General features: G+C 39.8%; 25 protein-coding genes. 21 read left to right on the forward strand and 4 right to left on the reverse strand.

Annotated elements, in window-relative coordinates; all coding sequences use genetic code 11:
* Positions 1-86 precede the first annotated feature (86 nt).
* The 4 genes from LI162_RS03675 to LI162_RS03690 all read left to right on the forward strand — a co-directional run bounded on the left by LI162_RS03675 (position 87) and on the right by LI162_RS03690 (position 5358).
* The gene (locus LI162_RS03675) at positions 87-1868 is read left to right on the forward strand and encodes an ABC transporter ATP-binding protein (RefSeq protein ID WP_186856080.1); all 1782 of its coding nucleotides are present in this window, start codon (positions 87-89) and stop codon (positions 1866-1868) included.
* Positions 1861-3609 (forward strand): ABC transporter ATP-binding protein, encoded by a 1749-nt coding sequence (locus LI162_RS03680; protein WP_227155770.1) that lies wholly within the window; start codon positions 1861-1863, stop codon positions 3607-3609. Before LI162_RS03675 ends, LI162_RS03680 begins: the two co-directional genes overlap by 8 nt.
* Positions 3610-3948: 339 nt before the next feature.
* On the forward strand, positions 3949-4842 hold the full coding sequence (locus LI162_RS03685; RefSeq protein WP_173738636.1) for an alpha/beta hydrolase family protein: 894 nt from the start codon (positions 3949-3951) through the stop codon (positions 4840-4842).
* 294 nt (positions 4843-5136) lie between these two features.
* Entirely contained in the window at positions 5137-5358 is a 222-nt protein-coding gene (locus LI162_RS03690) for a metal-dependent transcriptional regulator (RefSeq protein WP_207736639.1), read from the forward strand.
* Positions 5359-5951: 593 nt separating this feature from the next.
* On the opposite strand, the gene LI162_RS03695 is transcribed toward LI162_RS03690, so the two are convergent.
* Positions 5952-7331 (reverse strand): relaxase/mobilization nuclease domain-containing protein, encoded by a 1380-nt coding sequence (locus LI162_RS03695; protein ID WP_173738638.1) that lies wholly within the window; start codon positions 7329-7331, stop codon positions 5952-5954.
* Positions 7298-7621, reverse strand: coding sequence for a MobC family plasmid mobilization relaxosome protein (locus tag LI162_RS03700; RefSeq protein WP_117761217.1), 324 nt, complete (start codon positions 7619-7621; stop codon positions 7298-7300). Before LI162_RS03700 ends, LI162_RS03695 begins: the two co-directional genes overlap by 34 nt.
* Before the next feature lie 250 nt (positions 7622-7871).
* Between LI162_RS03700 and LI162_RS03705 the strand changes: the two genes are divergently transcribed.
* Entirely contained in the window at positions 7872-8261 is a 390-nt protein-coding gene (locus LI162_RS03705; protein ID WP_118198973.1) for an MmcQ/YjbR family DNA-binding protein, read from the forward strand.
* A gap of 57 nt (positions 8262-8318) precedes the next feature.
* On the opposite strand, the gene LI162_RS03710 is transcribed toward LI162_RS03705, so the two are convergent.
* Both LI162_RS03710 and LI162_RS03715 read right to left on the reverse strand, forming a co-directional pair.
* Positions 8319-8519, reverse strand: coding sequence for a helix-turn-helix transcriptional regulator (locus tag LI162_RS03710; RefSeq protein ID WP_005344265.1), 201 nt, complete (start codon positions 8517-8519; stop codon positions 8319-8321).
* 56 nt (positions 8520-8575) lie between these two features.
* Positions 8576-9307, reverse strand: coding sequence for an XRE family transcriptional regulator (locus tag LI162_RS03715; protein ID WP_118198972.1), 732 nt, complete (start codon positions 9305-9307; stop codon positions 8576-8578).
* A gap of 194 nt (positions 9308-9501) precedes the next feature.
* On the opposite strand from LI162_RS03715, the gene dinB reads away from it, so the two are divergent.
* The 16 genes from dinB (at position 9502) to LI162_RS03795 (ending at position 21740) form a co-directional block, all read left to right on the forward strand.
* The gene (gene dinB, locus LI162_RS03720) at positions 9502-10749 is read left to right on the forward strand and encodes a DNA polymerase IV (protein WP_118198971.1); all 1248 of its coding nucleotides are present in this window, start codon (positions 9502-9504) and stop codon (positions 10747-10749) included.
* Positions 10750-10763: 14 nt separating this feature from the next.
* Positions 10764-10976, forward strand: coding sequence for a DNA-binding protein (locus tag LI162_RS03725; protein ID WP_055156894.1), 213 nt, complete (start codon positions 10764-10766; stop codon positions 10974-10976).
* Between the two features lie 12 nt (positions 10977-10988).
* The gene (locus tag LI162_RS03730; protein ID WP_005344271.1) at positions 10989-11228 is read left to right on the forward strand and encodes a hypothetical protein; all 240 of its coding nucleotides are present in this window, start codon (positions 10989-10991) and stop codon (positions 11226-11228) included.
* 250 nt (positions 11229-11478) lie between these two features.
* Complete coding sequence (locus LI162_RS03735; RefSeq protein WP_005344273.1) at positions 11479-12051, forward strand: hypothetical protein; 573 nt, start codon at positions 11479-11481, stop codon at positions 12049-12051.
* Positions 12052-12060: 9 nt separating this feature from the next.
* Positions 12061-12432 carry a hypothetical protein gene (locus LI162_RS03740; RefSeq protein WP_015568873.1) on the forward strand — a complete coding sequence of 124 codons (372 nt, stop codon included), beginning with the start codon at positions 12061-12063 and terminating at the stop codon, positions 12430-12432.
* Between the two features lie 103 nt (positions 12433-12535).
* On the forward strand, positions 12536-13375 hold the full coding sequence (locus LI162_RS03745; protein WP_015568872.1) for a PD-(D/E)XK nuclease family transposase: 840 nt from the start codon (positions 12536-12538) through the stop codon (positions 13373-13375).
* Between the two features lie 187 nt (positions 13376-13562).
* A complete protein-coding gene (locus LI162_RS03750) occupies positions 13563-13880 on the forward strand; it encodes a helix-turn-helix domain-containing protein (protein WP_226862455.1) in 318 nt (105 codons plus the stop codon).
* A gap of 154 nt (positions 13881-14034) precedes the next feature.
* Positions 14035-14247 (forward strand): sporulation initiation factor Spo0A C-terminal domain-containing protein, encoded by a 213-nt coding sequence (locus tag LI162_RS03755; protein ID WP_015568870.1) that lies wholly within the window; start codon positions 14035-14037, stop codon positions 14245-14247.
* 4 nt (positions 14248-14251) lie between these two features.
* Positions 14252-14683: a hypothetical protein gene (locus tag LI162_RS03760; protein ID WP_015568869.1), complete on the forward strand. Its 432-nt coding sequence runs from the start codon at positions 14252-14254 to the stop codon at positions 14681-14683.
* A gap of 326 nt (positions 14684-15009) precedes the next feature.
* Positions 15010-15483, forward strand: coding sequence for a sigma factor-like helix-turn-helix DNA-binding protein (locus LI162_RS03765; protein WP_172677211.1), 474 nt, complete (start codon positions 15010-15012; stop codon positions 15481-15483).
* A gap of 253 nt (positions 15484-15736) precedes the next feature.
* Positions 15737-15910, forward strand: a complete 174-nt coding sequence (locus LI162_RS03770; protein ID WP_227155772.1) for a hypothetical protein — start codon at positions 15737-15739, stop codon at positions 15908-15910.
* Between the two features lie 153 nt (positions 15911-16063).
* The gene (locus tag LI162_RS03775; protein WP_015568867.1) at positions 16064-16444 is read left to right on the forward strand and encodes a type II toxin-antitoxin system PemK/MazF family toxin; all 381 of its coding nucleotides are present in this window, start codon (positions 16064-16066) and stop codon (positions 16442-16444) included.
* On the forward strand, positions 16425-16673 hold the full coding sequence (locus LI162_RS03780; protein WP_015568866.1) for a DUF6870 family protein: 249 nt from the start codon (positions 16425-16427) through the stop codon (positions 16671-16673). Before LI162_RS03775 ends, LI162_RS03780 begins: the two co-directional genes overlap by 20 nt.
* 108 nt (positions 16674-16781) lie before the next feature.
* Entirely contained in the window at positions 16782-18473 is a 1692-nt protein-coding gene (locus LI162_RS03785; RefSeq protein WP_015568865.1) for a recombinase family protein, read from the forward strand.
* A 1-nt stretch (position 18474) separates the two neighbouring features.
* A complete protein-coding gene (locus LI162_RS03790) occupies positions 18475-20166 on the forward strand; it encodes a recombinase family protein (RefSeq protein WP_015568864.1) in 1692 nt (563 codons plus the stop codon).
* A complete protein-coding gene (locus LI162_RS03795) occupies positions 20163-21740 on the forward strand; it encodes a recombinase family protein (RefSeq protein WP_015568863.1) in 1578 nt (525 codons plus the stop codon). The genes LI162_RS03790 and LI162_RS03795 overlap by 4 nt, the downstream gene beginning before the upstream one ends.
* Positions 21741-21770: the final 30 nt, after the last annotated feature.

Raw genomic sequence — 21770 nt, forward strand, 5'->3', positions numbered from 1 at the left:
AATTGAATACTGCTACAATGAGGATGGTTAGCAAAGACTACCCATCCTTTTTTCTTTGCTGACTAAAAAGAAGGAAGGTGATTGTAATGAAGCAGCAAAAAGATAATTGGGTGAAAATTCTGTTTTCCTTCGCCGCACCATGCAAGGGGAAAATGGCTCTTTCGGTATTCTGCGCCATTCTGAGCGTTGCAGGAGGGTTTATTCCTTTTTGGGCTGTATATGAAATCCTGCTGGCATTTATCAATCAGAATGTGACCCTGAATGGCATTCTGATTTGGTGTCTGGTTGGAGCAGCGGGCTACCTGCTGCGGGTTGCCTGCCATGGAATCTCTACGATCCTGGCGCATATTTCAGCCTATACCATTTTGGAAGGAATCCGGCTTAAAATTGCGGACCGGCTGATGAAAGCGCCTCTCGGCGAAGTGATGGGGCGGCGAATCGGCTATCTGAAAAATATCATCATGGATAAGGTGGAGGATTTAGAGCCGCCTTTGGCACACATGATCCCGGAATTGACTTCTAACCTCCTACTCCCTGTTGCAATTTTTACCTGGATGATGGTCATTGACTGGCGCATGGGATTGGCGGTTCTGATTGCTCCGGTGCTGGCCATGATTCCTATGTTTTTCCTTATGAGGAATTATAACAGTCAGTACGCCGCTTATATGGAGGCAAATAACCATGTCAACAGTATTATTATTGAGTATGTGGAAGGCATCGAGGTTGTAAAGGCTTTTAATCAAAGCACAAGCTCCTATGAAAAATTTGTTAATGCTGTCCAGTCGTTCAAAGAGTTTACCCTGGCATGGTTTAAGAGCACATGGAAAACGATGAACCTGATGATGGCGATTATGCCAACAACGTTACTGGGGGTTCTTCCTGTCGGCCTTCTGCTGGTACAGAATGGAAGTATTTCCCCCGCAGAGCTTGCAATGGGGATTATTCTTTCTCTCAGCATTGTTGGGCCGTTGATGAAAGCAACCACTTTCATTAACGAAGCAAAGTCTATGGAATATGCAGTAGAGGCGGCAAATGAACTTTTGAACCTGCCTATGCTGCCGGATTCAGGGAAAATCGTATCCATACCCCGCAATGATATTGTGTTGGAGCATGTAACCTTTTCCTATGACGGCTCCGAGCAAAATGAAGTACTGCATGATGTGAACTTGGAATTGCCAGAGGGAAGTTTTACGGCACTTGTAGGACCGTCTGGCGGCGGTAAATCAACGATTGCCCGTCTGATTGCAAGGTTTTGGGACGTGACAGGTGGCAACATTACCATTGGGGGGAAGAATATCAAAGAGTTGTCTATACGCCAGCTTTCCGAACTGGTCAGTTTTGTGACGCAGGATAACTTCCTGTTTAATTGCTCTCTGAAAGAAAACATCCGTCTTGGAAATCCAAACGCCACAGATGAAGAAGTATATGCGGCGGCGAAAGAGGCCTGCTGTGATGAATTTATTGTGCGTTTGGACAAAGGATATGATACCCCTGCCGGTGATGCCGGAAAGAGGCTGTCCGGCGGCGAAAAACAGCGAATTGCGATTGCGAGGGCGATCCTCAAAAATGCCCCGATTGTTATTTTGGATGAAGCGACAGCATTTACTGACCCGCAGAACGAAGATAAAATTCAGAAATCTATCATGGCGTTATCAAAGGGTAAAACTCTTCTTGTGATCGCCCACCGCCTTTCCACCATTCAGAACGCAGATCAGATTGTCGTGTTGAAAAAAGGCCGGATTGTGGATTGCGGAAAGCAGGGAGAATTGTTGAAGCGGTGTCCGCTGTATGCGGATATGTGGAAAGCCCACATCGGGGCGAAGAATTGGTCTGTGAGTGAAAAGAAGGAGGTGGTCGCTCATGTTTAAGTCTATGAAACGGATCATTAAATGGGCGGGGAAATATAAGGGACGCCTCTATCTTGGCTCTGTTTTTTCCTTTTTCAGCAGCCTGTCTACGGCGATCCCTACAATGGCTGCCGCTTATGCCCTTGATAAAGCAATCGCAGCTTATTGGGCAGGCAACACAATAGAATCCTCCCTGATCTGGCAGATGCTTTGGATTACTGTTGGCTCGATTGCGCTTAACTTTCTACTCTCTTATTTGCGGGCGGTGTTGCAGGAAAGCATTGGTTATGAAGTAGCCGCAGGGCAGCGAATCCATTTAGGCGATGTGCTGAAAAGGGTTCCTCTGGGATATTTTTCCAAAAACAGCGTGGGCGATATTCTGACAGGTGTTACCACGGAGCTATCCACACTTGAATTGCAGGGAATGAAGATGGTTGACATCATCATCAACGGATATGCAAAGTTTATTGCAATTCTCCTGTGTTTCCTTTTCCTGAGTCCAGCCGCAGCAGTGATTTCTGTTGTCGGCGTTGCCTTTTCCTCATTGGCCTTACATGGTATCAGCAGGCATAGTGAAAAGACCGCTGCTATCACGCACCAGGCCATGGAGGATATGTCTGGCTCTGCGATTGAATATATCCGCGGGCTGTCCATCGTTAAATCGTTCGGACAGGAAGGGGCTTCTATCGAAAGTTTCCGCAAGGCAAATACGGATTTGAAAAATATTCATATCAAAGTAGAAAAAGGCTATACGCCATTTAACTGCTTGCATCTGTTCTCCTTAAAACTGGCATCTATGGGGATTGTGTTTATCTGTGCATGGCAGACACTTAACGGGCAAATGAGTCTTGCTTATTTCCTGATGTTTGTTCTGTTTTCTTTCGTAATCTTTGGAAGTGTGGAAAACATTAACGACGCGGCTCACATGCTGGGTCTTATAGATTCCGCTATGAATAAGCTGGAAGCTCTGGAAAATGCAGAATATATCGACCAGGACGGAAAAGATATTACACCGACCTCGTATGACATTACTTTTCAGGATGTATCCTTTGGTTACGATAAACGGACTGTATTGCATGATGTGAATTTCACGATTCCGCAGAATACCACAACAGCGATTGTAGGTCCCTCCGGGAGCGGCAAGTCTACCCTGTGCAGCCTGATTGCACGCTTTTATGATGTTGACGCCGGAAAAATCACTTTAGGAGAAACAGATATTCGAGAATTTACCTGTGACAGCTTACTAAAAAATATCAGTATGGTGTTCCAGAATGTATATCTGTTCCGGGATACGATCCGTAACAATATCAAATTCGGCAGCCCGAACGCTTCAGAGGAACAGATGATTGCCGCTGCAAAAAAAGCGCGCTGCCATGACTTTATTATGGCCTTGCCAGATGGATATGATACCGTCATTGGTGAGGGCGGTTCTTCTCTTTCCGGCGGTGAAAAGCAGCGGATTTCGATTGCCAGAGCCATGCTGAAAGATGCGCCGATTGTTATTTTGGATGAGGCCACGGCCAGCATTGACCCAGAGAATGAGCATTTGATTCAAGAGGCTATTTCCGCACTGACACATGGTAAAACAATCATAACGATTGCCCATAGACTGGCGACGATTGAAAATGCGGATCAGATTCTCGTTATTGATGGAGGAACGGTAGTGCAGAAAGGAACTCATAAAGAATTACTGAAACAAAAAGGAACCTATCGAGATTTTATTAGTATTCGTGAGCAGGCTGAAGGTTGGAGAATTCAGTAGATTACGAAAAGAAGTTGCAGGAAAACGCAATATTCAGAAAATACCATTGGTTAATATTTGATAGGAGTGATTTGAGGTTTTGTGTGTTCTCTGGCATAATGTATTGAGATTAAAAAAGTCATTTATAAACATTGTTGTGCAATTTGTGTTCTTGAGATGCAAGGAGTATTCTGCACATTGTTTGTTTATGGATTATGACTGCTTGCAGAGTGCGGTGTTAAGTTTGGATTAATTTAATATGTCGTTGGTATTTTAGGAAAGCAAAAAATTATAATTATAATAATGAAAAATTTGCTTTCCTAATGAAACGGCATACCTAAATATTAGTAAGAGGTTATCATGAAAATAATAATTATTATTATCTTGTTGGCATTTATTATTCTTGCTTTGAGTTTTTTGCTTACGTTCATAATGTATCGTATGCAGTTTGGAAAGAGAATAGATATTTGTGAAGCGGATAAAAAATCAGATATTCCCAGAAGAAAAAAAATAGAATTTTATTCGGGAAAAAATAAATTAACAGGATATTTCTATGGAATTAATCAAAATAAAGTTAATAATAAGGTTGTTTTGGTTGTGAATGGGTATGGAGTTACGTATAATGCTTATATGCCAGAAATATGTGAACTGATAAACTGTGGATACCTTGTATTTTCTTATGATATGACAGGATGTGGTGAAAGTGAAGGAGAAAATATAAAGGGATTTGCACAGTTTATTATAGATGCCCAAAATGCTGTACTATATTTAAAAAAACAAGGACTAGATAAAATTATCGCATTTGGGCATAGTACAGGTGCATATGCTGTGGCGGCATTGTTGAATATACAGAAAGAAAATTTGAATAAGGCAATTATAATATCGGCCTTTGATGTTCCAAATAAATTTGTGAGAATGTGTATGCAAAAAAAAATGAAATGTTTTGCATATTTATTACAGTTTTGGATAGCTGTATTTGAAAAGATTCAATTTGGTAAGTATGCATTACTTAGTGGAAAAGATGGCGTTAATAAATATCAAAAACCTGTGTTAATTATACAGGGGGCTAAAGATGATCAAGTCGAAGTAAATAATTCGTTATATAGTTTACGGAAAGATGTTATCAATAACCAGGCTGAATTTTTGTTGGAAAAGAATAGAGGTCATTATCCTACAAGGATTGAAAACGAAAAGGATATAGTAATAAACAAAGAGATATTTGAAGTGATAAAAGAATACATTAAAGACACTTAAATGAATTAATGTATTAATTGCATACAAAAAAATAAGGGATAATAATAGTTTTTCACTGCATTTTGCTGTTGCAACAAAATAAGAGATATTGTGTTCCGGCGCAGTAAGATAGTTTTTCAAAGGAAATTTATCAAAAAAAATTAGTCAGGCAAAAGATAGGAGGTGCTTAATGGCATTACATGAATCAGCAGAAGATTACTTAGAAGCTTTATATCTATTACAAAAAAGTTATCAGAGGTACGTTCAATCAATCTTGCAGATTTTCTCGGATACAGTAAACCAAGTATTACGAATATGGTAAAAATTTTGATTGATGAGAAAATGGTTCAAAAAGATGACAAGGGTATTTTTAGTCTGACTCAAAAAGGAAGTGAATGTGCGAAAGAAATTTATGAAAAACATTGCTTCTCTTATGAGTTATTGGTTTCAGCCGGAATTGATGATAAACTGGCGCAAAAGGAGGTTTGTAAGATGGAACATGATTTATCTGAAGAGAGCTTTCAAAAATTCAGATAATTGTTCAAAAATATGAATGCACCCCGGAACCGTTAGCAATGCTGGATATTAAGCTATTGCTGCTATATCTTTTGTAGTACTATGAATACCGTTTAGTGCAAAAATATCAATATATTGTACTTGAAAATGTTGACGAAAACAAAATCTAGTGCCATGATAAATGCGTAAACAGTTTCATTCGGGGAATATCCTGAATAAGAAATTTCATCTCGAAATGGTCCGGGATTTGAAAGCAGATTGTGCGAAACGCACCGAAGAAGTCTGTTCGGGCTTCTGTAATATTGGTTCAGGCGTTAGCCTGAAAAGACAGAAATGACATCAAAAAGCAAAGAATTGTTTTTTGGTGTTTTTTTTATGTTCAGGCTGGCGGAAGGAGGGAAGACAAGAACAAACAAAAGAGGAAACAGAGGCGAGCAAAACGGAAAAAAGAAGCAAGAGATAATCTGACCAAAGAAGAGATCTTGCAAGATGACCGATTTTTCTGTATTGCTGGTTATACCTCCGGAGGTGCACCGTATGGTGTCACCTGGGAGGAAAAGGATTTGAAACCTTGGGAAGATTGGGAAGAAAATGAGTGAGTTGCCAGTGCAATCTTATTTTTCTCTTGTGACAGAAACAGGTTCCTTTTTGGCCGGAAGTAAGTCTGAACTGATCTCAGGAGCATCGAGCAGTGCAGTGAAATTCTGCTGAATGATATCCAGTGTCTTTTGTTTTTTCTGTAATTCTTGCTTTTCCCGGACAGTAGTAGCCTGTTCAGATTCAAGATTTTCAATCAGCTTTTGGACTTTATTAGAGCTTGGGATTTTGGTAACACCGAGATCCTGAAGCTCTTTTTTTAGTGAATCGTGGAGCTGGTATTCTGCCTGATGTTTGGTGCGGTATGCTTTTGGATTTTTAGCAGATTTACAATCTTCAATTACTTTACGACAAAGCCGGTAAGAATCGCAGTGTTTCTGAATGACTTTCTGCGTGCTCAGCTCACTGTTGATTTGTGCTATTCTTTGGTCGGCAACTTTCACAGAAGCTTCAATGTCAGATACATGCTGCCTGAAATCGTCATAATTCAGCAAGTTATTTTCGGAAAGATAGTTGAAGGTGCGGGCTGCCTCTTTTAGATTATTGAGCTTTGCCCATCGTTCAAATCCCTCTTGATTTCCAGTTGTGACATAAGTGGAGATATTGATATACAAGCGAGCTTCTCTGGACAGATGTCTTGGAGTTTTTACTTTGCTACGATTTTTAGCCAGACGGATGCGAACATTTTCTTCGGAATAATAGCTTCCGAGAGATTTCATATAAGTGAAGTTCTGCTGTTCTGGTGCACGGAATGACAGGTGCTTTCCCTGCCGGATTTCATATCCGGCTAACTGCATTTTTTGTAGAAATTCCTCATAGTTGATGGAAGTCCAGATTGCCTTATCAACTGCAACACGTAGCTTGGCTTTCCAACTGGTGCCACGATGATATTCCATATTCTCTTTATAGCTTTTACCTTTTTCTCCGGTTGGCATACTGGTGGCAAGTCCGTTTTCATGGCAAATGCGATTACTGATCCGGCAGATTTTATGGTAGCTCCGCTTATTGGAAACATACTTGTGATGATCAACAAAGCTTGCAGCGTTGAAGATGATGTGGTTATGGATATGATTTTTGTCAACATGGGTACTGATCACATATTCATATTTTCCTTTCAGTACTTCGTCAGCAAATTGCTGCCCTAAGCGATGGGCATTTTCGGCATCAACTTCTCCAGGCTTAAATGACTGGATCAGATGAAATGCCAGGTTATCGCCCTTGTCCATTCCATTCTTTTTTGCCATTTCTCTTGTCATAGAAAATTCAAGATCTGCAGTTTCCGGGGAACAGCCAAAACTGGAAACTAACAGTTTTTCATCTGTCTTATCTGGATTTGTAATATAGTCTAGAGCTTTCTTGTCTGTTACTTTAATGGGGAAGATTTTAAGATATGCCATATTTCTTTTACCATCTCTTTCAATTCTTGCATTTCTTCCGGATATAGATCTCCGGTGGTATTTACCTTTTTTGCAATCTGGTTGATATTTACACCAATCTTGTGCATTTCCTCATACTGTTTCTTAAGTGGAGTGGTATCTGTGTTGACGATGTAACCGTCGATTGCCATTTTGCGCAGATAAGCTCCCATGTTTTTTGTCTTTGATTCTATCATCTTCCTGCGGATTAACTTTCGTTCTTCTTCGGTGACATAGAAATGGATTTCTTTGTTTCTCTTTCTTTCAGCCATTGGCGGGTTCTCCTTTCTGAGAGGACAGTAGTATCGTTGCTTTCAGCGTTTTTTCAATTTAGGGTAGGGTTCCCTAAATTGGGATTTCCCGGAAGTGTATCCTCACTTCCTGTCCTTGCTGTTTTACCCCTCTATTAGCTAAAGTCAGAAGAATAAGAGAAATGCAAAAGAATTTGGCAGGTAGTATGGCATACAAAAATGTGGTATGATTAGGGGCAGGATATCAGAAGAATCAGGAGTTGAATAGATTGTGAAGAAAGAAGAAATTTTTGAATATGTGCAGAAACAGTATGGCACGATTCCGGAATATTTATGGAGTAAACTACCGGACAGTGCAGTACTTCGACATAAGAATGGGAAATGGTATGCAGTGATCATGACGGTTGAAAAATCGAAACTGGGATTAGAGGGAAATGATCTGGTTGACATCATGGATGTAAAGTGCGATCCAGAAATGACCAGCATGATTATTCAGACTTATGGATTTTTACCTGGATACCATATGAACAAGCGGCACTGGATTACGATTTTACTGGATGGTTCGTTCAGTGAAGCAAAGATACTGGACTTTTTGGATATGAGTTATGACCTGATTGATGGAGCAGGCAGAAAAGAAGAAAATGTAAGTGGTTTACAGTGATTTTTGAGCAAAAGGGAAACCGGGGATTTTACTCCTCGGTTTTTCGGCTGTTATGCTTCAGTCTTCAACTTGAAAAATATCTTCTACAGGCACTTTCAGGTAATGGGCCAGCCGGATTGCAATCTCAAGAGAGGGATTACGTTCTCCACGTTCGATGCGGCCTATAGTCTGGCTGCAGGAACCTATGGCTTCAGCCAAATCTGCTTGAATGAGATTCCGTTCTTCACGAATATCTTTTAATGTATTATTGATTGCCATTCAATCACTTCCTTTGCTTATTGTTATCAGCAGGATCATGAACCTGCTGTTGAAATCTAATGAAATCCCGGAATTTCTGCACCTTTGCATTTCCCGATTACTTTTCCAAAAATTTTAAAAGAGTCAGATTCCAAAACCTGGATAGGACGATATTTTTGATTTAAAGAGATCAGATAAACACCATCTGGCTCATCGTGTAATTCCTTGATGTAAGTATTGCCGTTGAGATAGAAGATTCCAATTTCACCATTAGCAAGAGAATCTTTTTTCTGAATCCATGCAACATCATCTGTATGATAAAGTGGCTCCATACTATCACCGGAGATCCGTACACCAAAGTCAGTCTGCTCAGGAGCAAGATGTCCTACGTCATAGGTTTCTTTTACAGAATCTTCCAGGTAATTTCCAGTACCAGCAGAAACTGGTTCCCAGGTAATTTCTACAGGATGATGGAATGGGATAATCTTTGCAGATAGTGGAGAAAACTTTTTAGAAGCTTTTAAAATATCAGCAAATTCAATCAATTTATTTCTGCCTTCTTCATTCAATCCACTCATAATGTTATAGGGGTTTTCTCCAAAGAAGGATTCATATATATCTTCGATATCAAGTAACTGGCAAAGTGTCAGGAAAACATGTAAAGCTGGTTCTCGTGCATTGGTCTCCCATTTGGAGATTGCTTTTGTAGTGACCTGAATACCTTCCTGAGAAAGCAGGTCTACCAGATCTGATTGAGAGTATCCTTTCTTTTTTCTATTTTCTGCTAATATTTCCCCGAAATCGTGCATTTGTTCGCCTCATTTCTATTTGAATTTTCTATATGCATTATACCGTATGTTAGAAATAAAATCAACAATAATCTCCGAAATGGAGAAAATACAACCAAGATGTTACTTGACTATCTCCAAAATGTCGATATATACTAAACATACAGAAATTGATAAAACATCATGTTGAAAGAAGCAGCTGGGAGGTGAAAAGTTTGAGTGAGCGTGTGATCCTGCATAGTGATATGAACTGTTTTTATGCCAGTGTAGAAATGCTGCATCATCCGGAATTTGCCGGAATGCCTCTTGCAGTTGGCGGTGATCCGGAAGCTCGGCATGGAATAGTGCTAACAGCAAATTATATTGCAAAGCGAAAAGGTGTAAAGACCGGAATGGCATTATGGCAGGCAAAACAGATTTGTCCGGAAATCATTTTTGTGCCACCACGAATGGACTTGTATTTGAGATTTTCACAGATGGCAAGAGAAATCTATTCGGAGTATACGGACAAGATCGAGCCATATGGGATTGATGAAGCCTGGCTGGATGTATCGGACAGCAGAAATCTGAAAGGAAGCGGAATGACGATTGCAAGAGAAATCAGCCATCGGATTAAATACGAACTGGGTGTAACGGTAAGTATCGGAATTTCCTGGAATAAGATTTATGCGAAACTTGGTTCAGATTACAAAAAGCCGGATGCAATCACAGAGTTTAATCGAGAAAATTATAAAGACAGGATATGGCAGCTTCCAGCATCAGATTTGCTTTATGTCGGAAGGCAGACAAATAAGAAATTGCAAAAACTTGGAATCCGGACAATCGGGCAACTTGCGGAATCAGACGAAAAGTTGTTAGAGAGCCATTTTGGAAAAATAGGAAATGTATTATGGACTTTCGCAAATGGCTGGGATGAAGATCCGGTTTGCAAGGAAGGGTATGAAGCACCAGTAAAGTCGATAGGTAATGGCACCACAACACCGAGAGATCTGGAAAATGATCTGGATGTCTGGATCATTCAAATAGCATTGGCAGAAAGTGTAGCTGCACGATTGCGGAAACATGGATTTAAATGCAAAACAGTAGAAATTACAGTTCGAGATAATGGATTGTATAGTTTTTCCAGACAGATACATTTACGACAGCCAACGAATATTACAAACGAGATTGTAACTGCAGCATTTCAGCTATTTAAAGATAATTATAAATGGGAACATCCCATTAGAAGCCTGGGAATCCGAGCTGCGGATCTTGTGTTAGATGATATTCCCGTGCAGTTGGATTTATTTGGAAATCAGGAGAAAAAGGAAAAGTTAGAGAAGCTGGATCGTACTGTAGATGAGATCAGACGACGGTTTGGTTATTTCAGTATACAGCGAGCGGCAATGTATCAAGATAAAGTCTTATCCCACTTAGACGCTGGTACGCACACGATCCATCCACACAGTTATTTTCATGGGTAATTGGAGGGATAGATTTGAAAAAAGCATTAACCAGAAAACAGAAAGAAAGTTATCAATGTATTTTGAATTATATGAAGGAGCATGGATACCCGCCGACAGTCCGGGAATTTGGAGAGTTGATCGGGGTGAAATCAACATCATCTGCTTTTTCCAGAATCAAGCAGTTGGAGCAAAATGGATATATCCGCAGAATCCCGGCATCGCCAAGAGCAATCGAGATTTTATAGTGAGGTGTCGGTATGAACAAAGTATATGTAGATGTAGTGGCAGAGTTTCGGAAAGACGGGCAGCTGGTTCCCATATTTTTTACATGGGAGGATGGAAGAAAATATAGTATTGACAGAATTTTGAAAATCGAGCGATGCGCCAGCAGAAAGGCAGGCGGTGTAGGAATGATGTACACCTGTATGATACAGGGGCAGGAAAGCCACTTGTTTTACGAAGTGGATAAATGGTTTATGGAGAGAAAAACAGCATAAGGAGAGATTGGTATAGACGATATTATTTGGATTATTAACCGGCAGGGATAGTCACTTTCCCTTTATATTCCTGTAGGTTTTACATAAGAAGATGGATTCCGGTCAGCAAAGACAGCTCCCACAATGCCTTTTGGATATCCGCTTCTGCAAGTTGTAGTAAGTAATTGCTTCCCATCAAAATCATGGGGAAAGCGAACTGGTCTGAAAGACCGCCAGTTAGTGTGATGATGATAAGGAGATTTTGAAACTGATGACAGACAGAGATTATGCAATTAAATCAATGAAAGAAATTACCTTCCAGATGGCAAGTCATGCACAGGATTATCTGGAAGTTACAATCGAAAGACATTATACTGATATTAAAGAATTGATGACAAGCTATCAGAAATTGATTTTGGAAAATCAGATTGTGTTAGAAGAACTGGATATGGAATGCCAGGAGAAAATCAATGAAGATATGGCATATGTATTGAGTTATCTGAGCATTTATAACAACCAGCTGAATGTGCCAAAGATGCACCGGGAGATGAATAATCTGATGATTATTTATGGATTGTCGGACATGATCTATCGGGGAATGACTTTGGTGAAGTTCTATGCACCGAATGGTGTGATGCTCAGTGAAATCCTTCATTCCTGTTTTTGCAGTCATTATAATAAGACAGATGTGGAAGTACAACAGGAGTTGGGAATAGGCAGGACTTCTTTTTATAAAATGAAGAAGCAGGCACTTGGGTATTTAGGATTTTATTTTTATGAGATCGTGGTACCGCAGGCAAAGGATAAAAGATTTAAACCGTCACTGGGCGTTGAGGAAGAGTAGGTGAATAATATGAGATACGAAGATTCGATGAAAGGTGTAGCTGCTCAGATAATCAAAGAACAGCAGCGAGTCAGTAAAATTAAAAACAATCCAGAAGAGTTCCATTGGCATGACGAATATGCAACGTTGAATTTCTTTCGGTTTATCTGTAAAAATATCGGTAACTTGGGAAATGGAGAAATTGAAAAAATGGTCACACGCTTAAAGAGCATAGATCAGAAAGCAGTGGAAAACCATGTGAATGGTGCTGTTTGGGCATTTGATTATGATAAGATGTTCTGTGTATTGATGGAAAATGAAATATGCCAAAAGGTGTGTGAAAAGAATAAATATAATAGTTGGACGAAGCTGATTGGAAATTATTGTTTTCAAGTGGTGTAGGATAAAATAGTGGCTTGTGAAAAGCTGGTTTTGATGTTAAGATGAAATTGGGATAGGAGACATTTAGGAACCTGTTCTGACACAGCAAAGAATGGAGGCGAGAATGGACGTGACGAAAGCAGAAACCGTGAAAACAGAAGAATTGGAAACACGTTACGAAAGATACAAGGGTATCTTAAAAGACCTTACCATCATGAGCGATGTGTTTATGCGGAATGTATTTAAGAAACGTGAATGCACAGAATATGTTCTGCAGGTAATTATGGATAAAAAGGATCTGAAAGTGATTGATCAGGTTCTTCAAAAGGACTATAAGAATTTACAGGGACGTTCAGCTATTCTGGACTGTGTTGCCAGAGACTCTGAAGGCAAGCAGATGGATGTAGAAATCCAACAGGATAATGAAGGGGCATCTCCAAAACGAGCAAGATATCATAGTGGTTTAATGGATATGAACACATTAAATCCGGGACAGGATTTTGATGACCTTCCGGAAAGCTACGTGATTTTTATTACCAGAGATGATGCACTTGGCTATGGACTTCCGATTTATCATGTAGACAGAAAAATCGAAGAAGTCAGTGAGAATTTTAAAGATGAAGCTCATATTATTTATGTAAATTCTAAGAAACAAGAGGATACAGAATTAGGCAGACTGATGCATGATCTTCACTGTAAGAATGCAGAAGATATGCACAGTAAGATACTTGCTGACAGAGTATACGAATTGAAGGAAACACAGAAAGGGGTGGAATTCATGTGCCGTGAGATGGAACAGATTTATAGTGAAGGTATTGAAAGTGGTGAGCTGAAAAAAGCAAAAGCCTCAGCATTATCCATGGCTGCGGATGGAATGAAAGTTGATAAAATAGCCCACTATCTTAATGTAAGTGCTCAAATGGTACAGAAATGGATTGACGAGAGCATGAGTGTTGCACATTAACAAATGATAAATTTTAATGGAGCTACCAGGGGATACTAATTCTTCTGGTGGCTTTTTTGTGTGTTGCATGTATAAAAAAGTGAAATCTAGTTCTATAGAACTATAACTTGATTTGCGGATTCTGTATCTTTCAATTATCCATCAGTATACTAATTTTAGACCGAATTATCGTTCTGAAGGAGGTGCTATGATGGATTTAAAAGCGGTTGGTCAGCGAATCAAAGCAGCAAGAGAAGCAAAAAATCTTACACAGGAAGAACTGGCGGCGCTGGTAAATTTAAGTACAACACATGTCAGTGTGATAGAAAGAGGACTGAAAGTAACAAAGTTGGATACCTTTGTAGCAATTGCCAATGCACTTGATGTATCGGCTGATGCGCTACTGATAGATGTTGTGACACATTCTGTCACAGGTGTTACTAATGAATTATCTGATATGATAGGGAAATTGCCAAAGGACGAGCAGAAAAGAATTTTAAATGCTGTCAGAGCTTTGGTAGACTAATGAAATAGGCATTGAAATCGAAGGGCATTAAGCTCTTCTTTTTTTGTTCTTTTTTATGGCTTCATTTGCGAAAGTATCTTTTTTCATAGTGAGAATCATGATATAGTAGTTCTAAAGAACTATAAATAATTCTTTGAAACCGGAGGGCGGGTAAATGAGAGAAAAAACTATTTATGAGAAAATTGCAGAAAAGTACAACACAACACCAGAAGAAGTACGCAGAGAAATGCAGATAGCCATAGATGCAGGATTTGATAATCCTAATCCGGCTGTGCAGGAAGAATGGAAGAAAATGACACTTAAAGGAGAAAGACCTACACCGGAAGAAGTAATCAATTACGCAGTAAAAAAACTAAAAGGAAAATAAAAATATGAAGAAAAAGATAATTGCATTGATTTCAGGAGCAGTGATCTTGATAATTGCTGCAGGAAGTATTTATGGGAAATCTGAATCTGGTCATAAGGAAGGCGAACCGGATGTAGTTGGAACATTTTCCGTAAATCGAGATGAAAATATTACAGTGGTTGCTAACCGGGGACATATCGGGGATAAAGAAGCTTTTGCAAGAGAACTTTTGCAGATGTACAAGGATGATTCATTTTATTCGACAAAATTCTCCACAGACAGGGGATATGCGACGAGCCTTGATATGAACATCTATTTATGGAAAGAGGATATTGAAGATGGGGAATCGGTAATGACAGCCGAATATAGACCTGTAGAATACGGAAAGGACTATGATGTAGTCAATCATCCTGATAAATTTCAACTATATATAGATGGAAAAGAAGTAGAAGAATAACACGATGAACTTTTTATACTGAAATATGTACGATTCCAATAATGATATGAACTTATGGGAATATATTGCGGATACTTTGTGAACTTTATCCTGATACAATGATTATGCTGATGAAAGAAGGCATAGATAACTGAATACAAGAAAGAGACGAAAGCCTCAGTAGTTAAGAAAAAACTACTGGGGCTTTTTTTCGTGCCTGAATTTCTCAGCCAATAACTGCGGGCGTATCCCGGCAGGATAAAGGCGGAGCAGGCATGATCCTAAACAGAGGTCCGCCTTCTGGATTTGAAACGAGCAACAAGATTTCAAATTCAGGAGGAACGGATATGTATATTGAACACCCATATTTTTACGAAGGAAAGTATTACGCAAATATTGATGGAGAAATGATCGAGATTACAAAAGAAGTTGCGTATGCGATGAATAATTTTTACAGAAGCAGCAAGGCAAAAAAAGTTGAGATTAAGAATGAACTGGGTGAGGTTGTGGATAAGATGCTGAGAGAAGTACCTTACAGCGGTCAGTCCATTGATGGAGAAGGCTTCATGATTGAGGATTTTCCAGATCTGAACTGTGATGTGGAGCACTGTGTACTGACAAAAATGGAACAGCAGGATATTCACACAGTGATCAATCAACTGAACTCAGAGGAACGCATGATTATTTATGGCATTTTCTTTGAAAACAAGACACAGACACAGATGGCGGAGATTATGGGGATTTCCAGACAGATGCTGTCATACAAGCTGAAATCCACTCTTAATAAGATGCGTGAAATGTATATGAATAAATTTTTTTAAAAAATTTTTCAAAATCTTTTGCATTTGCCAAAGTCATTTGACTTTAGTAATTAGAGGAAGTTAAAGGACTTCCTAAAATGAACCATGATAACTGAATATCCAATAATAACTGACGTGACATTTCATGCAAAGAGCACGAGGAAGATGCCGCTATAGGATTATAAGACAAAACAAAGATTTTTAGTTCAGTCTGTAATGCTGCGAAAAAGCACTGACCGAAGCCAGCTGGCAGGCTGGTGATGCGATGATATGTATGAGATGCGATACACTTGCAGATCCTGAGAAGTCTGTAACTGGTAAACCTATGAACTGCTGGAGCCTGGAAACGAGAGTTTCCGGGTTGTGGTCCGGAGTATGCATCTGGGCAGGTTATTATTCCCTTCCTGCATATGCGGGAGTAACGATTCGGGGTATCGAGGATAAATAGAATCGAGCGAGCACTGTTTAATAATCAAATTGGCTATAGAGGTTATGCGGCAGAGCTTTCCCTATGGGAAAGAAACTCTGCCGTATTCCTGTGGAGCCAATATAGCGCTATGGATGCTTTACAAATAAAAATAATAGATTGGAGAGAGGACAAATGACAATCCGCAGAGGAGATATTTTATGGGCAGATCTCGGTATGTTTCCTACAACATCTGTTCAGGGTGGAGTAAGACCGGTGATCGTAGTGAGTAATAATAAAGCCAATACATACAGTTCAGTCATAACGGTAGTTCCGCTGACATCAAGAATTTATAAGAAACGGTATTTGCCAACACATGTATTTATCAGCAAATATGATATGACGGGAATCCGAAAAGGAAGCCTGGCACTGGCTGAACAGGTTATGAGCATTTCTACGAAATGTATTATTGAGAAATGCGGAAGAGTAAATAAGTGGAGCCTGGATCGGGTACTGAAAGCAGTACAGATTCAGATGGGAATGGAAGGAGAAGGGCATGACGGCAGAGGAATATAGAAACTATCTGGAGCAGGATTTCAGTGATGTAGATATCAATGAAATGACTGATCTACGGATGATAAAAGCAGACAGAAATAAATCGCTTCAGGAACGGAGAGATATTTTTCTGAATAAAGTAGGAAATCCATATTTGGTCCGGATCGGCAATATGAAAGTAAAAGTCAGATTTGCCAATAACGGTATATCTATGGAGCAGGCATTTGAGAATATGCTTCTGAGTGTCTGAAAAAGTACTGGCAAGATTGAGGGGACTGTGTTAGAATGTCAGTAAGGACAAATTATGCAGCCCCCTTTTATTACATGGATTTTCTGACGTAATAAAAGGAGGTAAGATATGTATCAGAATATCAATAAAATCTATCATGCCGCCATCTATGTCAGATTATCTAAAGAAGATGGCGATATTTCCAGTTCAGCAAAACTGGAAAGTAACAGCATTTCTAACCAGAAAGCTTTGATTCTGGATTTCCTGAAAGACAAAAAAGATATAGAAGTTGTTTCAGTCCGAGTTGATGATGGCTACTCAGGCTCTAATTTTGAGCGCCCTGCATTCCAGGCAATGCTGGAAGATATCCGGCGTGGGATTGTAGACTGCGTAGTGGTAAAAGATTTATCACGATTTGGAAGGGAATATATTGATTCCGGGAAGTATATCGAGAGATTATTCCCGGCTCTTGGTGTGCGTTTTATTGCTATCAATGATAATTATGACAGTCTTAAGGGAAAGAATCAGGCAGACGAAATCATTATCCCATTTAAAAATTTAATCAACGATGCTTATTGTCGTGATATTTCTATTAAGATCAGGAGTAATCTTGAGATTAAGAGGAAAAAAGGTGAGTGCGTGACTCCGTTTGTAGCATTTGGATACAGGAAGACAAAGACAGATAAGCATAAATTAGAGATTGACCCATCTGCAGGCAGTGTAGTACAGGATATTTTTAAGATGAAGCTGCGGGGAATGAGTCAGGATGCGATCGCTAATCGTTTAAATGAACTGGGTATTCTTTCCCCATTTGAATATAAAATCAGCAGCGGCAGTCATTATGAAACTGGCTTCCGGCAGAAAGAACAGGCACTTTGGAGTTCCGTTACAGTCCGTAGGATACTGGAAAACGAGGTTTATATCGGAAATCTTGTGCAGGGAAAAAGGACAACACCGAACCATAAAGTGAAGCAGACTTATGTGAAACCGGAAGATGACTGGATCCGGATTGAGAAAAATCATGAGCCACTGGTGAGTGACCGTGATTTTGAAATTGTGCAGAGGCTTCTGGGCATGGATACACGTACTTCACCTTACCAAAAGCAGGTATATCTGTTGTCCGGAATTGCTGTATGTGCGGATTGTGGTGCACCTATGACAAGAAAGGTTTCTACTGTGGCAGGGAAAAAATATGCTTATTATCTATGTTCCGCAAATAAAGAAACAAAACGCTGTTCTAGTCATAGAATACCGGAAAAGGATCTGGAAGATGCCGTACTGGTGATGCTGAAACAGCATATCCAGAATATCCTGCACCTGAAAAGAGTCCTGGAATTTGTTGGTACTGTGCCATTTCAGGAGATCAATATGAAGAAGCTGCAGGACAGGCTGGAGAAGAAAAAACAGGAGACAGAACGTTGTAAGGAGTTACGGATGATGCTCTATTCGGATATGAAAGAGGGCATTGTATCAAAAGAAGACTATGTAGAGCTTCATGCAGCCTATGGAAAGAGGCTTAGAAATGCGGAAGAGAGTATCCGTGCAATCCAGAAAGAAATGGATAGTGAGCTGGAAAAAGCAGACAATGCCAATACCTGGCTGGATTATTTTGTGAAATATCAGGATATTGAAGAACTGTCCCGCACAGTGGTGGTAGAACTGATCAGGAAAATCAGAGTATATGATAAAAAGAATATAGAGATCACTTTTGATTTTGATGATTGTTATCAGACATTGCTGAATCAATTACCGGCTATGGGAGTTGATACGGTAGTAGATGATGATAATAATCTGCAGGTCAAGGTAAAGGAGGTTGTATAAAATGGCACGAAAGAGTAGGAAAAACATTCCGACAGTAGTCGGCAGTGCAACCGTCCAGACAGAGGTGAGAAGACCATTCCGGGCAGGATTGTATGCCAGAATTTCAATGGAAACAGAAGAAACATTAGAAAGAGGGACGATAGAAACCCAGGTGGAATTGATGAAAAACTTTGTAGCAGATACGGAAGATATTTCGGTTGCGGAAGTTTATAAGGACTCAGACTATTCAGGTACAAATTTTGACCGTCCTGGATTCGTACAGATGATGGAAGATATCAAGCATGGAAAAATCAATTGTGTTATTGTAAAAGATTTGTCCAGACTTGGAAGAAATTATGTCGAAACCAGCAACTATATTGAACGAGTATTTCCGTTTTTTCATGTAAGATTCCTGGCTGTGACAGATGATTTCGATTCCTTCAGAGAAGGTGTGGATCTTACAGTTCCACTGAAGAATATTATCAATGAGTTCTATTCGAAAGACCTTGCCAAAAAGAGCAGCAGCGCAAAAAAAGCTCTTTGGAAAAAAGGAAAATTTACAAGTGCCTGGGAACCGTATGGTTACAGAAAGTCAGAAGAAGACCATCATCAGCTGATCGTTGATGAAGAAGCTGCAGAACATTTGAAAAGTATATTTTCTATGTATATGGATGGCAGGAACTATAGTGATATTGCAAGACAGCTCAATAAAGATGGAGTTTTATCGCCGACTTTACAGAGAAAATTCTATAAAACCGGTGAGAAGCCGCTTCCGGAGTCAAAACCCTGGAACAATTATGAAGTGAAACGAGTTCTTCAGGATGTTCATTGCACAGGTGATTCTGTATTTGGAAAATATCAGCAAAGTGTTTTCCAGGGAAATAAACAGAGAAATCGACCAGAGAGTGAATGGGTGCATGTGGAGAACACGCATGAAGGGATTATAGATAGAGAGTTGTTTCAACAGGTACAATCTAAAATCCAGGAATATACGGAAGCTTATAAGAAGAAACATCAGCAGAACAATGGGGCTATTAGAAACCATAATTTCTATACAGGAAAAATATGGTGCGGAGGCTGTGGCAACCGCATGACGTTGTCCAGAGAAAGAAATGGCACATTCTTTTATATCTGCGGAGCCAATACTAACCATAAATCCGGAGGAAAGCAATGCAAAGGGCACAGAGTCAGAAAAGAATATGTGGATGACGATGTTCTTCGCCTGATCCAAACGCATATGAAAACCGTATTGGATACGGAAAAAATGATTCAGGAAATGAATACAGCTTCCAAAAATCAGACACAGTACCTGCTTTTGGATAAAGAAGTGGGGAAACTTCGACGGGAACTGAGCCGTATCAGTAAGCGTAAATCGGATTTATATGAAGATTACTCGGAACGTTTGATTACAGAAGAAGAGTACATACAGTTTTCTCGGATCTATTCCAATGAAATTGAGAATATCAAGAGCCGTCTGGACACAGTATTGGCGGCACAGGTTCGGTATTCCCAGGATTACCACATTGAAGAAGGCTGGGGAAATGTGATACATACTTATATGTCAAAGCGTAAGCTGACAAAAGAAATGGCAGATGCCTTTGTGGATTCAATTATTATCCATGGTAAGTATGATTATGAGATCAAGCTGGTATATGACGATCAGTTTGCAGATTTACAGAAATTAAAGAAAGAGAAGGAGGCGCAGACAAGATGACAGATCATAGAAAAACAGCTGTTTACATCCGTTTATCCGCAGAAGATGACAATGTAGATGGCAGAGCCAAAAAAGAGAGCGACAGTGTAACTTCTCAGAGAATTCTGTTAAAATCATTTGTGATTGATCAGCTGGGTGTAGCTGAGTCAGATATCCTGGAATATGTGGATGACGGTGTCAGCGGTACTCATTTTAAACGGCAGGGATTTCAACAGCTGCAGGATGACATGAAAAGCGGAGAAATCGGCTGTGTAGTTGTAAAAGACTTCTCCAGATTTGGAAGAGACTATCTGGAAGTTGGATTTTATATTGAATATATTTTCCCACTTCTACAGATTCGATTTATTTCGATTAATGACAGCTATGACAGTGCTGCAAGCAGCGGAATGACTGGTGGAATGAATGTGGCATTGCAGAATCTGGTATACAATATGTATAGCCTGGATTTGTCCAAGAAAATTTCATCAGCATTGCAGACAAGAACGAGAAATGGTACACGCCTTCCGGTAAATGCCAGATATGGCTATAAAAAAGGAAAAGATGGAAGGCTGGAAGTTGATCCAGAGGCTGCAAAAGTCGTAAAAATGATTTTTCGGATGGCAGCGGAAGGAACAAGTTTTGCAGATATTACAAGGGAATTGAACAGACAGGAGATTGTCACTTGTGATGAGCAGAAATTATCAAGAGGGGACCAGGTACAGTTCCAGAGGTTTGAGACGATCAAAAAGAAACACTGGAGCCCTACGACAGTAGCGGCAATTGTCCGGGATGAGATTTATATTGGAACCAGAATCTGGGGCAAAACGCGTTGTAGTATGCATACTGGCCATAAAGCTGTTCTGAATGATGAAACAGAATGGGTTCGCCTGGAAAATCATCATACGGCAATTATAGACAGGCAATTGTTTGAAAAAGCAAATGAAATGCATCCGAAAAAGAAGAGAAGTGTTGCGGAATCACGCACCAATTTTACTCTGGAAAGACGTAAAAAACAGCCGGCATTGCTGCTATGTGCCAACTGTGGGCATTCTTTACTAAAAGAAACGGAGCATCTGCTAAAATGCTCAGATGCTCGAACCAATGGAGATCCTGTGTGTCGAAGTCTGGTGATCCGACGGGAACCGCTGGAGGAGAATATCCTTGGGCTTGTTCATCAGTATGCAGCGTCAATGTTGGAAAAAGAAAAGAAAGTATCTTACAACAGGCAATGCGACTACAAAGAGATCAATACCGCAGAATTGCAAAAGCAGAGCCGACAGTTGACCTCGGAAAAGATGAAACTCTATGATGATTACAAAGATGGTCGTATGGATCGTGATTTGTATAAGCAGAGAGCGGAAAAGATAAGTGGACAGCTGGATGAAATTAAACGAAAAATAGAAGATGCGGAGAATAGCAAAAAGTTTCTTGAACAAAATGAACTTTCTGATAAAATAAAACTAAAAGATTTCTTGGGAATTCAGAAGTTCGATACAGAGAAGTTGCGTGAGATTATCAAGGTGATCCGTGTTCATAGTCAGGATGAAATCGAAATCGAATGGAATTTTGACGATATTTTTTCAGAACAGAGATAACTTGAGCAGGACAAAAATGACTTATCAGAA

The sequence above is a fragment of the Mediterraneibacter sp. 210702-DFI.3.120 genome (genome assembly GCF_020561005.1).
In the GTDB taxonomy this organism is placed as follows: domain Bacteria; phylum Bacillota; class Clostridia; order Lachnospirales; family Lachnospiraceae; genus Mediterraneibacter; species Mediterraneibacter faecis.

Excerpts from the sequence above, each read along its gene's own strand:
- LI162_RS03730 (WP_005344271.1), top strand. The coding sequence starts at position 10,989 with ATGAACAAAGTATATGTAGATGTAGTGGCAGAGTTTCGGAAAGACGGG.
- LI162_RS03680 (WP_227155770.1), top strand. The coding sequence starts at position 1,861 with ATGTTTAAGTCTATGAAACGGATCATTAAATGGGCGGGGAAATATAAG.
- LI162_RS03770 (WP_227155772.1), top strand. The coding sequence starts at position 15,737 with ATGAGATGCGATACACTTGCAGATCCTGAGAAGTCTGTAACTGGTAAA.
- LI162_RS03755 (WP_015568870.1), top strand. The coding sequence starts at position 14,035 with ATGAGAGAAAAAACTATTTATGAGAAAATTGCAGAAAAGTACAACACA.
- LI162_RS03765 (WP_172677211.1), top strand. The coding sequence starts at position 15,010 with ATGTATATTGAACACCCATATTTTTACGAAGGAAAGTATTACGCAAAT.
- LI162_RS03710 (WP_005344265.1), bottom strand. The coding sequence starts at position 8,519 with ATGGCAATCAATAATACATTAAAAGATATTCGTGAAGAACGGAATCTC.
- LI162_RS03795 (WP_015568863.1), top strand. The coding sequence starts at position 20,163 with ATGACAGATCATAGAAAAACAGCTGTTTACATCCGTTTATCCGCAGAA.
- LI162_RS03715 (WP_118198972.1), bottom strand. The coding sequence starts at position 9,307 with ATGCACGATTTCGGGGAAATATTAGCAGAAAATAGAAAAAAGAAAGGA.
- LI162_RS03760 (WP_015568869.1), top strand. The coding sequence starts at position 14,252 with ATGAAGAAAAAGATAATTGCATTGATTTCAGGAGCAGTGATCTTGATA.
- LI162_RS03785 (WP_015568865.1), top strand. The coding sequence starts at position 16,782 with ATGTATCAGAATATCAATAAAATCTATCATGCCGCCATCTATGTCAGA.
- LI162_RS03790 (WP_015568864.1), top strand. The coding sequence starts at position 18,475 with ATGGCACGAAAGAGTAGGAAAAACATTCCGACAGTAGTCGGCAGTGCA.
- LI162_RS03780 (WP_015568866.1), top strand. The coding sequence starts at position 16,425 with ATGACGGCAGAGGAATATAGAAACTATCTGGAGCAGGATTTCAGTGAT.
- LI162_RS03750 (WP_226862455.1), top strand. The coding sequence starts at position 13,563 with ATGATGGATTTAAAAGCGGTTGGTCAGCGAATCAAAGCAGCAAGAGAA.
- LI162_RS03735 (WP_005344273.1), top strand. The coding sequence starts at position 11,479 with ATGACAGACAGAGATTATGCAATTAAATCAATGAAAGAAATTACCTTC.
- LI162_RS03700 (WP_117761217.1), bottom strand. The coding sequence starts at position 7,621 with ATGGCTGAAAGAAAGAGAAACAAAGAAATCCATTTCTATGTCACCGAA.
- LI162_RS03690 (WP_207736639.1), top strand. The coding sequence starts at position 5,137 with ATGGTAAAAATTTTGATTGATGAGAAAATGGTTCAAAAAGATGACAAG.
- LI162_RS03695 (WP_173738638.1), bottom strand. The coding sequence starts at position 7,331 with ATGGCATATCTTAAAATCTTCCCCATTAAAGTAACAGACAAGAAAGCT.
- LI162_RS03675 (WP_186856080.1), top strand. The coding sequence starts at position 87 with ATGAAGCAGCAAAAAGATAATTGGGTGAAAATTCTGTTTTCCTTCGCC.
- LI162_RS03685 (WP_173738636.1), top strand. The coding sequence starts at position 3,949 with ATGAAAATAATAATTATTATTATCTTGTTGGCATTTATTATTCTTGCT.
- LI162_RS03740 (WP_015568873.1), top strand. The coding sequence starts at position 12,061 with ATGAGATACGAAGATTCGATGAAAGGTGTAGCTGCTCAGATAATCAAA.
- LI162_RS03745 (WP_015568872.1), top strand. The coding sequence starts at position 12,536 with ATGGACGTGACGAAAGCAGAAACCGTGAAAACAGAAGAATTGGAAACA.
- LI162_RS03775 (WP_015568867.1), top strand. The coding sequence starts at position 16,064 with ATGACAATCCGCAGAGGAGATATTTTATGGGCAGATCTCGGTATGTTT.